At 60.4% G+C, this 15,483-nt stretch carries 15 protein-coding genes; 2 read left to right on the forward strand and 13 right to left on the reverse strand.

Annotated elements, in window-relative coordinates; genetic code table 11:
* Positions 1-48: 48 nt before the first annotated feature.
* The 13 genes from K5E37_RS07120 to K5E37_RS07180 form a co-directional block, all read right to left on the reverse strand.
* Entirely contained in the window at positions 49-564 is a 516-nt protein-coding gene (locus tag K5E37_RS07120) for an Hcp family type VI secretion system effector (RefSeq protein ID WP_007949952.1), read from the reverse strand.
* Between the two features lie 321 nt (positions 565-885).
* Positions 886-1,800, reverse strand: a complete 915-nt coding sequence (gene catA / locus K5E37_RS07125; RefSeq protein WP_221533454.1) for a catechol 1,2-dioxygenase — start codon at positions 1,798-1,800, stop codon at positions 886-888.
* A 38-nt stretch (positions 1,801-1,838) separates the two neighbouring features.
* Positions 1,839-2,129: a muconolactone Delta-isomerase gene (gene catC, locus K5E37_RS07130; RefSeq protein WP_221533455.1), complete on the reverse strand. Its 291-nt coding sequence runs from the start codon at positions 2,127-2,129 to the stop codon at positions 1,839-1,841.
* Positions 2,130-2,147: 18 nt separating this feature from the next.
* On the reverse strand, positions 2,148-3,269 hold the full coding sequence (locus K5E37_RS07135; RefSeq protein ID WP_221533456.1) for a muconate cycloisomerase family protein: 1,122 nt from the start codon (positions 3,267-3,269) through the stop codon (positions 2,148-2,150).
* Between the two features lie 22 nt (positions 3,270-3,291).
* Positions 3,292-4,053 carry a 1,6-dihydroxycyclohexa-2,4-diene-1-carboxylate dehydrogenase gene (locus K5E37_RS07140; RefSeq protein WP_221533457.1) on the reverse strand — a complete coding sequence of 254 codons (762 nt, stop codon included), beginning with the start codon at positions 4,051-4,053 and terminating at the stop codon, positions 3,292-3,294.
* Positions 4,054-4,080: 27 nt separating this feature from the next.
* A complete protein-coding gene (gene benC, locus K5E37_RS07145; RefSeq protein WP_221533458.1) occupies positions 4,081-5,088 on the reverse strand; it encodes a benzoate 1,2-dioxygenase electron transfer component BenC in 1,008 nt (335 codons plus the stop codon).
* Positions 5,089-5,134: 46 nt separating this feature from the next.
* Positions 5,135-5,623: a benzoate 1,2-dioxygenase small subunit gene (gene benB, locus K5E37_RS07150; protein ID WP_221533459.1), complete on the reverse strand. Its 489-nt coding sequence runs from the start codon at positions 5,621-5,623 to the stop codon at positions 5,135-5,137.
* Positions 5,623-6,978, reverse strand: a complete 1,356-nt coding sequence (gene benA / locus K5E37_RS07155; protein ID WP_127797829.1) for a benzoate 1,2-dioxygenase large subunit — start codon at positions 6,976-6,978, stop codon at positions 5,623-5,625. The genes benB and benA overlap by 1 nt, the downstream gene beginning before the upstream one ends.
* 141 nt (positions 6,979-7,119) lie before the next feature.
* Positions 7,120-8,076: an AraC family transcriptional regulator gene (locus K5E37_RS07160; RefSeq protein WP_221533460.1), complete on the reverse strand. Its 957-nt coding sequence runs from the start codon at positions 8,074-8,076 to the stop codon at positions 7,120-7,122.
* A 206-nt stretch (positions 8,077-8,282) separates the two neighbouring features.
* On the reverse strand, positions 8,283-8,654 hold the full coding sequence (locus K5E37_RS07165) for a fe2+ zn2+ uptake regulation protein (protein WP_127797827.1): 372 nt from the start codon (positions 8,652-8,654) through the stop codon (positions 8,283-8,285).
* A 101-nt stretch (positions 8,655-8,755) separates the two neighbouring features.
* Positions 8,756-10,960, reverse strand: coding sequence for a TonB-dependent siderophore receptor (locus tag K5E37_RS07170; RefSeq protein ID WP_085604784.1), 2,205 nt, complete (start codon positions 10,958-10,960; stop codon positions 8,756-8,758).
* Between the two features lie 160 nt (positions 10,961-11,120).
* Positions 11,121-11,522 (reverse strand): ParB N-terminal domain-containing protein, encoded by a 402-nt coding sequence (locus tag K5E37_RS07175; protein WP_221533461.1) that lies wholly within the window; start codon positions 11,520-11,522, stop codon positions 11,121-11,123.
* A gap of 15 nt (positions 11,523-11,537) precedes the next feature.
* Positions 11,538-12,425 carry a CoA ester lyase gene (locus K5E37_RS07180; protein ID WP_221533462.1) on the reverse strand — a complete coding sequence of 296 codons (888 nt, stop codon included), beginning with the start codon at positions 12,423-12,425 and terminating at the stop codon, positions 11,538-11,540.
* A 587-nt stretch (positions 12,426-13,012) separates the two neighbouring features.
* Here K5E37_RS07180 and K5E37_RS07185 point away from each other — a divergent pair.
* Together K5E37_RS07185 and K5E37_RS07190 are read left to right on the forward strand one after the other, a co-directional pair.
* Positions 13,013-14,407, forward strand: coding sequence for a Y4yA family PLP-dependent enzyme (locus K5E37_RS07185; RefSeq protein WP_221533463.1), 1,395 nt, complete (start codon positions 13,013-13,015; stop codon positions 14,405-14,407).
* A gap of 14 nt (positions 14,408-14,421) precedes the next feature.
* Positions 14,422-15,465, forward strand: a complete 1,044-nt coding sequence (locus tag K5E37_RS07190; protein ID WP_085604796.1) for a PLP-dependent cysteine synthase family protein — start codon at positions 14,422-14,424, stop codon at positions 15,463-15,465.
* Positions 15,466-15,483: the final 18 nt, after the last annotated feature.

Here is a 15,483-nt window from a genome sequence, read left to right on the forward strand (position 1 = left end):
GATCTCGGCCAGCAGCGCTGGCCGAGACGGTACAACCATCAGCCGCGATTAAACGACTGGAGCACGCCAGTCATCGGAACCCGAAGTACCGGAGACTTCGTGGGTCCAGGTGATTTTGCGGTAGGTGAACTGCACTTCTTCCAGGTGGGTGAAGTGCGCGTTGCCTGGATCCTGGCAGTTGTGCATTTTGTTGTTGATGGCGACGATGATCGCGTCTTCCAGTTTGGTGGTGTAGTAGTGCTCTTGGGTACCTTGAGCCGAAGTGCGGTACCACTGGATAACGATTTCGCTCATGCGCTCGCCGGAGGTCAGTGCGGCTTGCAGCAGCGGCGAAGCCTTGTCGTAGACCTTGGTGATCACGACTGGCTTGTGCACGCGCTGACCGGTTGGCTGACCGGATTGCGGGTCGCGCGGGATGATCACGTCGTGGGTGAAAGCCTGAACCATGACCTGGTCTTCGTGACCTTCCTGGTAGGTGTTGCCAACGGAGTCGGCGGTGAAGGCGCCGGCAGTGATCAGGCCTTGTTTTTCGCCGGTAACCGACATGTACGCTGGTGTTGCCATGGGGTGTGCTCCTTGCTCAAAAGACAGAACCGGACGGCGTGATTGCCTGCCCAGGTGGCCAAGGAGTTATCAAAAGTCGTGCCAGCTATCACATAGCCATTACCCATCAAGGGTTTACCAAGTCCACGTGGGATTTATTCGTTTTTGGCTGTAGGAAACAGCGAAAAAGTGCGCAAGAAGTTGCGCAGTGCTGTGCAACTTCTTGCGCACTTGGCTGGAGGCCTTGATCGGCAAGGCCTCCAGCGATTCTTACCGTGGTTTTATGACGGACTACTGCGCAACTTCTTGCGCAGTTCCGCCAATCCGATCAGAGCTCCAAAGTCAGACTTCCTGCAACGCCCGTGGCCGTTGACTGCGCTGCTGCGCCGCCGCGTCCGGCGCCTGCTGCAACTGGAAGTCGAACGTCAATTCAGCACGACGTCCCGCTGCATCCTCCAGAAACTCGACCTCCCCGACCAACCCCTCACGGGTCGCATACGCAAAGTCATCCCACAGGTACTTGTCCCCCGACAGATTGATCTGCGTCGTCAGGTGCCGATGCCCCGGTGCGGAAATAAAGAAATGAATATGAGCCGGGCGCTGGCCGTGGCGGCCGAGCAGGTCGAGGCATTCCTGGGTCGGGCCTTGCGGGTCGCAACCATAACCGGAGGGCACGATGCTGCGGGCGCGGTAGCGGCCTTCGGCGTCGGTGATGATCCGCCGGCGCAGGTTGTATTCGGACTGGCTCTGGTCGAAGAACGAGTACGTGCCCTTGGTGTTGGCGTGCCACAGGTCGACCGTGGCGCCGGCCAGCGGCTGGCCCTGCGGATCGAACACCTGGCCTTCGAGGAACATCACGGTGGCGACGCCCTCCTCGCTGCCGTCGTCCATCCGGCATTCACCTTCGTACAACGGCGCGCCGGCCACGTACAACGGGCCCTCGATGGTGCGCGGCGTGCCGCCGGTCAAGCCGATCTGCGCATCCTTGGCATCCTGCAGCAGGTCGAGAAAATGTTCGAGGCCGAGGCCGGCCACCAGCAGCCCGGCTTCAGAGCGGCCGCCCAGGCGGTTGAGGTAATCGACGGCTTTCCAGAATTCGTCTTCGCTGATCTCAAGGTCTTCGATGATCCGGGCGGTGTCCTGCAACACTCGCAGGACGATGGTTTTCAGACGCGAGCTGCCGCCATCGTTGGCAAAACCGGCGGCTTCTTCGAAGAACTTTTGCAGTTCGGCAGTGTGGGCAATCTTCACGGTCATGGTGTTCACCTCATCTTGTTGTGGGGTCGAGTCCGGGCTCAGCGGTCGTCGGTGTGGATCGACGAGGGGTGGCGGCAGAGGCCGTCGATCTCGATTTCCATGTAGGGAAACAGCGGCAGCAACATCAGGGTGTCGTGCAGCGCTTCGACGCTGGGCACGTCGAACACGCTGTAATTGGCGTAGTGCCCGGCGATGCGCCAGAGGTGGCGCCACTGGCCTTCGCGTTGCAGGCACTGGGCGAGTTCCTTTTCGTCGGCCTTGAGCCTTGTGGCAACGGCCGGGTCCATGTCGGCGGGCAATTTCACGGTCATTTTTACGTGGAACAGCATGGCGTTCTCCTTGGGGAATCAGTGCCGGCGAAAACGCGCCAGACGCTCTTCATCCAGCGTCAGGCCCAGGCCCGGGGTGCGTGGAATGTGCAGGTGAAAGTCGCGGTACTGCGGGCGCTCGGTGACGATGTCTTCGGTCAGCAACAGCGGACCGAACAGCTCGGTGTCCCAGGTCAATTGCCTGAGCGTGAGGAACGCATGGGCCGAGGCCAGGGTGCCGACGGAGCCTTCGAGCATGGTGCCGCCGTACAAAGCGATGCCGGCGGCTTCGGCAATTTGCGCGGTGCGCAACACGGCGCGCGGGCCGCCGTTCTTGGCGATCTTCAGGGCGAAGACGCTGGCGGCGCCGTCGGCGGCGAGGCTGAACGCGTCCTCGACGCTTTCAATGGATTCGTCGGCCATGATCGGCGCCGGGCTGCGCTGGTTCAGGCGAACCTGCCCGGAACGATTGACCCGCGAGATCGGCTGTTCGATCAGGTCGATGCCGTTGTCGCCGAGCACCTGACAGCCGCGAATCGCCTGGGATTCGTCCCAGTACTGGTTGACGTCGACCCGCACACTGGCGCGCTCGCCCAGGGCTTTTTTGATCGCCACCACGTGTTTCAGATCCTGCTCCAGCGGGTTGGCGCCGATCTTCAATTTGAAGATCCGGTGCCGCCGCGCCTCCAGCATTTGCTCGGCCTCGGCGATATCGCGGGCGGTGTCGCCGCTGGCCAGGGTCCAGGCCACTTCGAGGCTGTCGCGGACCCGGCCGCCGAGCAGTTCGCTCACGGGCAGGCCGAGGCGTTTGCCTTGGGCGTCGAGCAATGCGCTCTCGATGCCAGACTTGGCGAAGGTGTTGCCCTTGGCGATCTTGTCGAGCTTGTGCATCGCGGCGTTGATGTTGCCCGCGTCCAGGCCGATCAGCGCCGGCGCCAGGTGCGCGTCGATGTTGGCCTTGATGCTTTCCGGGCTTTCATAGCCGTAGGCCAGGCCGCCGATGGTGGTGGCTTCGCCAATGCCTTCGATACCGTCGCTGCAACGCAGGCGCAGGATCACCAGCGTCTGGTTCTGCATCGTGTGCATCGCCAGTTTGTGCGGGCGGATGGTCGGCAGGTCGACGATGATCGCCGACAGGTTTTCAATCAGGATCCGGTTCATTTCAGTGTCCATTCAAGCGTGATCAACCGAGGTCCCCGCCACCGACCGGCAGGGTTACACCAGTGATGTAGGAGGCGTCGTCCGAGGCGAGAAACAGGATCGCGCCGACCTGTTCGTCAATGGTTCCGTAGCGCTTCATCAGGCTGCTATCGAGGGTTTGCGCGACGATTTCCTGATACCAGGCCTGCTCCTGCGCGGACTGATCGGCGGCGTTGCGCGGGATGCGCCGGGGCGGCGCTTCGGTGCCGCCGGGCGCGGTGGCGTTGACCCGGATCCCGCGCTCGGCGTTTTCAAAGGCCAGGCAGGCAGTCAGTGCATTGATCCCACCTTTGGCCGCGCCATACGGAACGCGGTTCAGGCTGCGGGTAGCAATCGACGACACATTGACGATCGCGCCGCGCCCCTGCTTGAGCATGTACGGCAAGGCGGCGTGGCAGCACCACAGCGTCGGAAACAACGAACGGCGCACTTCGGCCTCGATCTGCTCGACTTCGTAGTGCTCGAACGGCTTGGCCCAAATGGTGCCGCCGACGTTGTTGACCAGCACATCCAGGCGCCCGAACGTATCGACGGCGGCGCTCATCACCCGGGCGCAATCGGCGTATTGCTCAAGGTCGGCGGTCAGCGACAGCACGCCTTCGCCTTGCAGTTCGTGAACCAGTTCGGAGCGGTCGACGGCAATGACTTGCGCGCCCTCCTCCAGCAAGCGCTCGCACACCCGGCGACCGATGCCTTGCGCCGCGCCGGTGACCAGCGCGACCTTGTTGGCGAATCTGTTGTTCATGACAACCTCGCAATTCAGAAAGAAGACTCAGGCCGCCGCGAATTTCTCGTAGTAGAAGTTCGCCGGCGTGATGCCCTGCTCGCGGATGTACTGACTGACCGCCTCGACCATCGGCGGCGGGCCGCACAGGTACACGTCGACATCGCCTTCATTGAGGTGGCACGGCTCGATGTGCTGGGTGACGTAGCCCTTGAGCGGGTGCTGGCTCTGCGGATTGGCCACGCAGGCGCCGAAGCTGAAATTCGGGATGCGCGCGGCGAAGGCTTCGAGGCGGTCGAGTTCCACCAGATCGAAATCGTTGGTCACGCCGTAGATCAGGTGAACCGGATGTTCGCTGCCCTGCTCGGCGATCTTCTCCAGCATCGCGGTGAACGGCGCCAGCCCGGTGCCGCCTGCTAACAAAAGCAGCGGACGCTTGATCTCGCGCAGGTAAAAACTGCCCAGCGGCCCGGCCAGATTCAGACTGTCGCCAGCCTTGGCCAGCCCGATGAGGAAGCTGCTCATCAAGCCGCCGGGAACATTGCGGATCAGGAAACTGACCTCGCCGTTCTTCTGCAGCGAGCTGAAGGAATAGGCGCGGGATTGCTCGCTGCCGGGCACTTGCAGATTGACGTATTGCCCCGGCAGGAACGCCAGTTTGCTCAGGGATTCACCCTTGAGCGACAGCGCGATGGTGCTTTCGGAAAGCTGACGGACATCGCTGATCGACGCCTGATAACTTGCCTGTTCGGTCTTGCACACCTGCGAGCCGACCGGCACCCGCACCACGCAATCGCTTTCGGCACGCATCTGGCAGGTCAGAACGTAACCCTGGGCCAGTTCGTCTTCACTCAGGGCGTCTTCGATGAAATTGTCGCCCATGGCGTAACGCCCGGCCTCGGCGAGACATTTGCAGGTGCCGCAAGCGCCGTCGCGGCAGTCCAGCGGGATGTTGATGCCTTGGCGGTAGGCCGCGTCGGCAACGGTTTCGTGGCCCGAGGCCTCGATGAAACGGGTAACCCCGTCTTCGAAATTCAGTGCGATCTGGAAACTCATGGTGCACCTCGCTCACAGCGTCGAGCCCGGCTCGCCGCCGTCTCGATCAGATGTGGTAGATGTCGATGACCTGACGGACGTAATCGTTCTTCAACACGACTTTCTTGGCCTTGATCAACGGCTGGTCGCCGCGCAGGTCGAGCGTGTAGAAGCTGGTGCCGAAATAACTGTCGGTGACCTGATAGCGAAAGCTCAGGGTGTGCCAGTTGAAGCGCACCAGGCATTGCCCTTCGCCCTGCTCGACGATCTCGATGTTGCTGAGGTTGTGCGAGGTGCGGGTGTCGGGGATGGTTGCGCTGGAGCGCTCGGTCTTGATCCGGAACACCCGGTCTTCGAGGCCGCCACGGTTGCCGTACCAGATCAGCGAGATTTCGCTTTGCGGGTCTTCGGTCAGGGTGTCGTGGTCGTCCCAGGCCGGCATCCAGAAACTGGCGTCGGCGGCGTAGAGTTCCAGCCACTGATCCCACTGGCCGTCGTCGAGGTAGCGCGCTTCGCGGTAGAGGAAATCGCGCACGGTGTCGTAGAGGTTGCTCATCACACAGCCTCCACGGGGATCAGGTTTTTATCGGTGGAAGCCGCCTTGAGCATGGTTTCCTGCCAGTACTTGTGTTGCAGCACGAACAGGCCTTCGTCCTCGGTGCGCATGCCGGACAACAAAGGTTTGAGGTCGATTTCCTCGGCCGCCGCGTCCGCGCCTTCGACCCAATGGGTCGCGCCACGGGACATGTCATTCCAGCCTCGCCCGGCGCCGTAGCCGGTCTGGCACGAGCGGAATTCTTCGAGGTCATCCGGAGTGGCCATGCCGCTGACATTGAAGAAGTCTTCGTATTGGCGGATGCGTTTGGCCCGGGCCTCCGCGCTTTCACCTTTGGGGGCGATGCAATAGATGGTGATCTCGGTCTTGTCGACGGAGATCGGCCGGGCGATGCGGATCTGCGAGCTGAACTGATCCATCAGGTAGACGTTGGGGTACAGGCACAGGTTGCGCGAATTCTCGATCATCCAGTCGGCGCGGGCCTGGCCGAAGTCCCGGGCCAGTTCATCACGACGCTCGTAGGCTGGACGGTCCTCGGGGTTGGCCCAGCGGGTCCAGAGAAGCAAGTGGCCGTGGTCGAACGAGTAGAAACCGCCGCCCTTCTTCGCCCAGCTGCCGGCGCTCATGGTCTTGATTTCTTCGCCGGCGTCGCGCTGCTGACGCTGGTTCTGGGTGGCGGCGTAGTTCCAGTGCACGGAGCTGACGTGATAGCCGTCGGCGCCATTTTCGGCGGTGAGTTTCCAGTTGCCTTCATAGATGTAGGAGCTGGAACCGCGCAGCACTTCCAGGCCTTCGGGGGACTGATCGACGATCATGTCGATGATCTTGGCTGACTCGCCCAAGTGCTCGGCAAGCGACTTCACATCGGCATTCAGGCTGCCGAACAGAAAGCCGCGATAGGACTCGAAACGCGCGACTTTGGTCAGGTCGTGAGAGCCTTCGCAGTTGAAGCCTTCGGGGTAGCCGGCTTCGCTTGGGTCTTTGACCTTGAGCAGTTTTCCGCTGTTGTTGAACGTCCAGCCGTGAAACGGGCAGGTGTAGCTGGAACGGTTGCCGGACTTGTGCCGGCACAACATGGCGCCGCGATGGCTGCACGCATTGAGAAAGGCATTGAGTTCACCGGCCTTGTTGCGGGCGATGAACACGGGTTGGCGACCCATGGTGAGGGTCAGAAAGTCGTTGGCGTTGGGGATCTGGCTTTCGTGGGCGAGGTAGATCCAGTTGCCTTCGAAGATGTGCGCCATCTCCAGTTCGAACAGCCGCGGATCGGTGAACATCTCCCGCTTGCAGCGGTAGGCCCCCTTCTCGGGGTCCTCTTCAAGCATGGCATTGAGGTAGTCGATTCCCAGGGACATGGCCGGGGCCTCCATTGTTATTGTTCAGGCCAGGTCAGATTAGGGAGGCAACGCGGGCGGCAATATCCGAATCCTGCAGAGCGCTATCCGTTTTGTGCAGGACGGCGCGGCAGGTGCTTCAGATTGTTTCGGGGCGGGAATTCAGTGACGGCGTTTGAAGGTCACGGACGGCAATTCGCCGAACAGCTGGCGATAGCTTTCAGAGAAACGCCCGAGGTGCAGGAAGCCGTAGTCCAGCGCCAGTTCGGTGAGGTTGCGCACCGGGCAGCTCGGATCGTTGAGACAGGCATGAATGCGTTCCAGCTTGCGCTGGCGGATGTACTGCATCGGGGTCACGCCGAGTTGGCGTTCGAACAGCGCGTACAGTGAACGCGGGCTCATGTTCGCTTGGGCCGCCAGGTGCTCGGCGGGCAGATCCAGCTTCAGGTTGCGCTCTATATAGTCGAGGATCCGCTCGAAACTGACGCTCGGCGAACTCAGGCATTCACGGCTGACGTTGGTGTTCATCAACGAGATCAGTTTGCTGCCGACGATCTGCGCGTAATGTTCCTGCACCCGCAGCAACGGGTCGCTGGCTTCGGCTTCCTGGCAGATCATGCCCAGCAGGTTGGTAAACCCCTCCAGCTCGTCGAGCCGGTAATGATTGCGCAGAAACCGGATGCCGCCGGCAGGATGCAGCCAGCGCTGTTCGTCGCATACCGACTCCAGCACGCTGACCGGCACCTTGAGGATGAATTTCTCGCAATCGTCGGAATAGGTCAGGTCGACCGGATCGTCCGGGTTGATCAACAGCAATTCGCCCGGCACCAGATAATGCTCGCGCTTGTGCCCGCGCCACAGGCAGTTGCCTTGCAGCAGGACTTGCAGGTGATACACGGTTTCCAGCGCCAGCGACGTCACGCGAACGCTGCCGCCATAGCTGATGCGGCACAGATCCAGATCAGCGAGTTTGCGATGGTTGAGACTGGCTTGCGGGTGGGTGGTTTTGGACAGGCCGATGAAATGCTGGCCGACGTGCTGGTTCACATAGTCGGAGACGGCATACGGGTCAGCGTGGCGAAACACGCTGCTGCGGTCGCTCAGCAGGCGGCTGTCCATGGGCAAGGCACTCGATCTTGTCGTTATGGTGATGGTCACGGTTTACGCCATCACCGGTCACAGTACGCCGGCGTGCCGGATCGGGCAATTGGACGAAGGTTTGACTGTCCGCTGATCGAACGCTTTCAGCGTATCAGGATTGACGGCCCCAACGAAAAAACCACCTGCGAACAGGTGGTTTTGGTCAGACCGGCAAACGCGATCAGTCAGCGATCAGCATGCTGCTCCAGCATCGCGTAGGCCTCACCGGTAAACCGGTAGCTTTTGTCCGGCTGAAACACGATGACGCCCTCCTCGCACAAACGCTTGAGCACTTCCCTGACGCTAATGAACTGGATGCCGCTGACAAACGCCTGCAGATACCCATGCACCCCGCGTCCGCCAACGGCGCGCCCTTCCCGTGCGGCAACCAGCAAGGCATCGATCACCTTGATTCGGATCAGGCTGGTGCGCAGCCCGTAATAATGCAGCAGCTCACGGATATGCTCATTGGTGCTGCGCTCGAAATCGAAGGCCCGCTGGCCTTTCGGGATCGGCAATGGCGTACCAGAGGAAGTCGATGCCGGGCTGGTTAACATTCGAATACTCCTTTTCCTTGAAGGCTCTGTGATCAACCGCTGTGCGTAGCTATATAGAAGAAGGCGCACTCGACTGTCCTGCCATCAAGTGCGCCCCCCGATCAGAAGTCGACAGTCGCCGACAACTGCAACGTGCGTGGATAGCCCGGGGAGAACGCGCCGTAGGACGCCACACCCGACCAGTACTCACGATCAAACACGTTCTGCACCGTGGCGCGGAATGTCGTCGGCCGCCCTTCGATCTTGGTGGCGTAGCGAGCGCCGGCGTCGACGCGAGTCCAGGAAGGCAGCTCCTGGGTGTTGGCCTGATTGACGTATTGGCTGTCGGTGTAGATCGCGCCGCCGGTCAGGGTGAAACCTTCGACCCACGGTGTATCCCACTCGGCCCAGAGGTTGGCCTGGACATCCGGCACGCCCACCGGTTTGTTGCCACGGTTGGCGGCGGTGGCCGAATCCGTCAGTTCGCCATCGAGCACGGTCACGCCGCCCATCAGGCGGGTGCCCGGCGCCACTTCACCGAACATGCTCAATTCGACGCCACGGTTGCGTTGTTCGGCTTGCACCGAGAACACGTTGCCGGCGCCGATTTCGCCGCTCGGTTTCTCGATCTGGAACAGCGCCAGAGTGGTCATGAACGTACCGTGTTCGTACTTCACGCCGATTTCGTGCTGCTTGGACTTGTAGGGTGCGAAGGTTTCGCCGGAGTTCGCCGCCGTGCCGGGGGCGATGTCGCCCTTGCTCAAGCCTTCGACGTAGTTGTAGTAAAGCGAAACGTCGTCCCACGGTTTGACCACCACGCCCGCCAGCGGCGTCGTCGCGTTGTCGTCGTAACGCGAGCTGACCGCACCCGAGGCGTTGTAGTTACGCGACTCGATGTCCTGACGGCGCACGCCGAGGGTCAACTGAATCCGGTCATCGAGAAAGCCCAGGGTGTCGGTCAACGCGATGCCGGACAGTTCCGATTCGGAAATGCGCAGCACTTTCGGCGAGTTGATGTACTGCTTGGGTACGTCCACCGGATGGTAGATGTTCGAGCGAATTTCCGTGCCGTTGTTGATGCCTCGGGACAACTCGTCCTGGTAACGGGTCGCCATGACCGTGGTGGTGTGGGTGACCGGGCCTGTGGCGAACAGCGCTCGCATCCCCACGTCCGCCGTTGAACGGTCAACGTTGAATTTGTAGTAGCCGGGAATGTTGCTGGTATCACCGGCGTCGTTGAGGATTCGCGGCACCTGGTCGGACATGCGCTTGACGTCCGAGCGACCGCCACCGGCGTGGGCGAACACCGTCAGGTTATCGTTGAGGTCATACTCGCCGCCGAGCAAGGCCGATTGCTCCTTGGTGTCCGACCAGCCCCAGTCCTGCGGCAGGTTGGTGCGGCCATTTGGCGCCGATGGAACCTCGACGCCCGGCGCGATGGTGAACGGGCGCGAGGCCGCATCGAAGCTCTCTTTCTGGCTGATGAAATCCAGGTTCAGGCGCAAGCGCTCGCCCTGGTAGTCGAGGGCGATGGCGCCGATGTTGAGATCCCTTTGCTGATCATCCACCGCAGTGTCGCCGCCCTGAAGGCTGCCGTTGAAACGCACGCCAAACTGGTTTTCGTCACCGAAACGCCGACTGATGTCCAGATGGCCGCCCACTTGCGAGTCCGAAGCGTAACTGCCGGTGAAGCGGGTCAGGTCTTCAGCCAGCGGGCGCTTGGGCACGATGTTGATCACACCGCCGACGCCGCTGTTGGGCGAAATCCCGTACATCAGCGCGCCCGGCCCTTTGAGCACTTCGACGCGTTCGGCGTATTCGGTGAACACCCGATAGTTGGGCGCGACGCCGTACACACCGTCATAGGCCAGCTCGCCAAGGTTGCCCTCGCCTATCGCAAATCCACGGATGAAAAACGAATCGACGATCCCGCCGGTCTGCCCGGTGGAGCGCACCGATGGGTCGCGTTCCAGCGCATCGGCCACGGTGACGGTTTGCAGATCCGCGAGGGTCTTGGCGGTGTAGCTGGTCACGCTGAAAGGCGTGTCCATCACGTCCTTGTTGCCCATCATCCCGAGCCGCGCACCACGGGCGACCTGGCCCCCGGCGAGGACTTCCGGCAATGCGGTCGCGCCGTTGTAACGGGCGTTGACGTTGGTGGTGTCCAGCGTCAGCCCTTCGGTGGCGACGGCGTCCTGTTGCTCGGGTTGCTTGGGGTCTGCTGCCCAGGCAGTGGCGCTTCCTGCGGCCAGAATGGAACTCAGCATCGCGGTGCGAATGGCCAGTGTGAGTGCGCGTTCACTGCAGGGTCGGCTTGCAACAGACATGACGTTTGGGTCCTTCTCGAGTGGCTGAAAATGGTAATGACTCCTATTTGCCAGTCGACAATCGAAAAAGTATCAGCAGGATCGGATATTTTTTTGAGCGGATCGCCCGGAGGGGAAAACGCCGGAGGATGAGTTTGCGAAACCCACCCTCCGACGCGGGTCAGTCATACAGGCATTGCAACGGGATGGAGACCACCGGCAGCGCGGGGTCGAACGCGTGCCGGGTGGTCTTGTACGGGAACAGCTCGCCGCGCTCGATGGTGGTGAAAATCTGCGCCACTTCGAACGCTTGCCCGGTTTGCCAGTGGCGCACACAGACACGTGGGTCGGCGTAGTCGAGCTGGATGCACGGCACGCGTTTCAACCCCAGTGCCCGCGCCGCGTTGAACCGGTGATTGCCGTCCATCACGATGCCTCGGGAGCGCTCGACGATGATCGGCTCGAGCCAGTGCCCGGCCCGGATGATCGCCTCACGCAGGCGCTGCACGTTGAGCGGATCGACCTGCTCGGATTGCCGCACATCGCACAGCGCACGCAGGGCAATCTGGTAACCATGTCCCATGATTCACCCCCGGTTTCAACAGGCATCCGCGTTGGCGATCAGCGCGTACTGGCTGGCCATGTCCCGCAGGCGCTGGGCCTGCTCGATGAGCGGCAGATCGACCATTTCGCCGTCGACTTGCACCGCGTGACTGCCCCCCGCCACCGCGTTGAGGACCCGGTCCGCCCACGCCAGTTGGCGGGCGTTGGGCAGGAAGGCTTTCTGCACCGTGGCGATTTGCGAAGGATGGATACACAGCTTGGCGCCGAACCCCAGCGACCGGGCATAACGCGAGTCGCGCTCGACCACCGCCATGTCGCTGATGGCCGGGGTCACGCCATCGATCGGCGCCGGCAAACCGGCCACCCGCGAAGCCAGCACGATGCGATTGCGGGCGAACAGAAACGCCTCGGGAATCTGGCTGCAATCGATGTCCAGAGAGAAATCCAGCGAACCGAATGCCAGCCGCGCCAACCCGGGAATCGCGGCAATCGCCTCGACCTGATGCAGGCCCTTGGCGGTCTCGATGATGGCGACGATTTGCAGCTCGGGGTTCCATTCCAGCAGGCGCTCGACCAAGCGCGACAGGCTCTCCGGGCATTCGGCCTTGGGCAGGAAAATCCCCGCGCAGCGCTCGGGGTAGCGCATGTCGCCCAGCCACGTCATGTCCTGGCGAAACAGCGAGCTGCCGACGCTGTTCAGCCGGATGTAACGCTGGCAGGCGGTTTCGGGCGTGCTCTGCTGCCAGGCCCAGATCGATGCCCGGGCCACGGCTTTGCTGTTCGGATGAACGGCATCTTCGAGGTCAAGAATGATCGCGTCCGGCCCGGCTTCGACCGCTTTGGAGAAACGCTCCGGACGGTTGCCGGGAACGAACAGGTAGCTGATGGGAAGCGTGGCGTTGGTGCTGTGACGAACAGTCATCGGGACTCTCCTGAGCGTGCTTCAGTCGTGGGTTTTCAAAAAAATTCGAACACCTGTTACAGGGGAAAAAACGGGTTGATTCCACGCGTATTGAATCAACCGTCAACACCTTGAATAACAAGGCGTTAAGGGATTTTTTAATCAATACGCGAGCGCTTACTTGAGCAGGCGAACAAATGGCTTCGCACTCCCCTGTTGTGTGTGTTCATTCAAAAATATTTGAAAACCTTACTTGATAATCGTTCCTGTTCGCAATATTGTTCGAGCCGCTGACAGGGTCGAGACTCAAATCAAGACCTGCGATTTTGTTCACGGAAAGTTCGGCGCAATGATGTCATTTACATGTCAGGTAATGGCACTTCAAAAGCGACAAGGCCACATTTTATTGGCCTTTTCCTTGCCTGCCTGAGCCTTAAGGAGTGGGGTTCTCATGAAACAGATTTGTGAAAATTTTATGAAAGAACATGCCCCTTGTTTAATTCCAGAGCGGATCTGTCATCCGCCTCCACCTCTTTAAAAATTCGTATCTGACGAGCAGCAAAAACACGCAACATACATATGGCGATTATTTACGCCAGAGGTTTTCTATGCCTGAATTAATTGCGCCGCCTATTAAAGAAACAACTGTAGCTCAGTACACAAAAGTGCTGAAACCGTTACTTGACCCTGTTATCGAAAACTTTCTTCAACATTCACCGGGAAAACTTGTTGAGCTTGTTAAACAACACGGATCGCCGCTGAATCTGGTGTGGCCACATGCCTTTGAGGCCAACGCCCAGGCGCTGCAATCGGTGCTGAAAAAGCACGCGGTTGACTACGCGATTTTCTACGGCGCCAAAGCCAACAAGTCCCAATGCCTGCTGGCTGCGGCTGCGTCATCAGGCATCGGCACTGACGTATCGAGCCTGTTTGAGCTGCAAGCCGCGCTGCGCGCCGGGACCAAAGCGGAACATTTGTGCGCAACCGGGCCGGCCAAAACGACCGCGTTTCATCAAGCACTGGTACAAGGCGGTTCGCTGATTTGTGTGGATTCACGGGAAGAGTTCAGCCAGCTCAAAGCACTGCTCAACACATCTCCGCCATCGGCCAAAGCCCGAGTCCTGCTGCGTTACAGGCCGACAAGTTGCCCGACTAGCCGTTTCGGCATGGGCGCCGATGACGTGTTTCAGTGCCTGCAATGGCTGACTGAATCTAGTGAGTCGTTGCACTTCGAAGGTTTCCATTTCCACCTCGGCGGTTACGGCTACGAAACCCGGGTGCAGGCTTTCCGTGAAGTGACCGGTTTTTTCGATGCAGCCAGGGAAATGGGCCTTGACCCGGTCATGATCGACATCGGTGGTGGCCTGCCGATGCGCTATGTCGACCCGCAGGAGTACGGCAGTTTTTTGCAGAACGACAACAACCCTGCTAATTATCAGAATCGTCGAGTACCCAACTCTTTTTATCCTTATGGCAGCAGTCTGACGGCTTGCCAGTGGCTGGACTTATTTCTGGAGTCGGAGCATTCCCCAGGAAAAACCATTGCCGGTTACTTGAAGAACCAGCATATAAAACTGGCACTGGAGCCAGGCCGAAGTCTGGTGGATCAAGCAGCCATTACCGTCTTTCGCGTGACCCGCACCAAACAACTGGCCGACAACAAAATTGTGATCTTTGCCGAAGGCAGCAGTTTCAGCGCGTGCGAAACCTGGTTCTCGTCTGAATACCTCGTCGATCCAATCCTGATCACTTCGAAAGAATCAAAACAAGTTCCGATGCAAGCCTATATCGCCGGGCATAGTTGCCTGGACGATGATGTGATCACTCATCGACTGATCCACTTCGAAACAACACCACAAACCGGCGATTTATTGATCTACGCCAACACCGCCGGTTATCAGATGGACTTGCTGGAAAACGAATTTCATCGCCACCCGTTGCCACGGCGACTGACGGCGACTTGTTGTACGGAAGGTAACTACGCATTCACACCTGACTATTAAGGGAAGACGTCCAGATGATACTGAATAAAGTTTCGGATCTTATTGGCAATACACCAATGTTGGGCATTGATGTTCCGGATACCAACGCCCGACTCTTGCTCAAGATAGAGAAGAACAATCCCGGCGGCAGTATTAAAGACCGTATGGCGCGAAACATGGTATTGGCGGCGCTCAAGTCCGGAAAGTTGAAACCCGGTGGCGTGGTCGTGGAATCGTCCTCCGGCAATACCGGCATCGGCCTGGCGATGGCAGCCGTGGAGTTCGACCTGCATTTCATTGCGGTGGTTGATCACCATGCGGCGCAGGACAAGATCGCGGTGATGAAGGCCCTGGGCGCCGAAATCCGCTTCGTCGCCGGCACGTACCGGGAAGACGAAGTGGCCGTGGTCGAGCGTCAACGGCTGGCCGCCGAACTGGCCTCGCAGATCCCCGGCGCGGTGTTCATGAACCAGTCCGACAACGCCGCCAACGCTGGCGGCTACAGCGATTTCGTCCGTGAAGCCATCGCCCAGGCCGGAGGCCAGATCGGCGCGTACGTTGGCTGCGTCGGCACTGGCGGTTCGATGACCGGCATCGCCCGCGGCCTGAAACTGCATAACCCGGACATCGTCACCGTCGCCGTCGAACCGGCCGGTTCCATTGTCTTCGGCCATCCCGGCTATCCGTATTACCAGTCGGGAACTGGCACCCCGGCCGGCGACACCGTCGGCCTGGTCCTCGACTACAGCTGCATCGACCTGGGCTTGCAGGTCACCGACTCTCAGGCGTTCGAAACCGCCCGCTACATCGCACGCAACCTGGCGCTGCTGGTCGGCGGTTCGACCGGCGGTGCGATCTTCAAGGCGCTGGAGCTGATTCACAAAGGCACGCTGACCGGCAACGTCGTCGTGCCGATTGCCGACGGCGGCGAGAAGTACCTGCACACCGTGTTCGACGACAAATGGCTGGAAGAACGCGACCTGCTGGACCCGGGCGTCGCCCCGCAACTGGATCGCTGGCTGGGCAAGACCCGCTGGCTGGAATCCGACGCCACTCCCCTGCAATTGAGCGTCGCCTGACGCGCCTCCCACACAGGA

The organism is Pseudomonas sp. RIT778, from assembly GCF_019718735.1.
GTDB classification, from domain to species: domain Bacteria; phylum Pseudomonadota; class Gammaproteobacteria; order Pseudomonadales; family Pseudomonadaceae; genus Aquipseudomonas; species Aquipseudomonas aphyarum.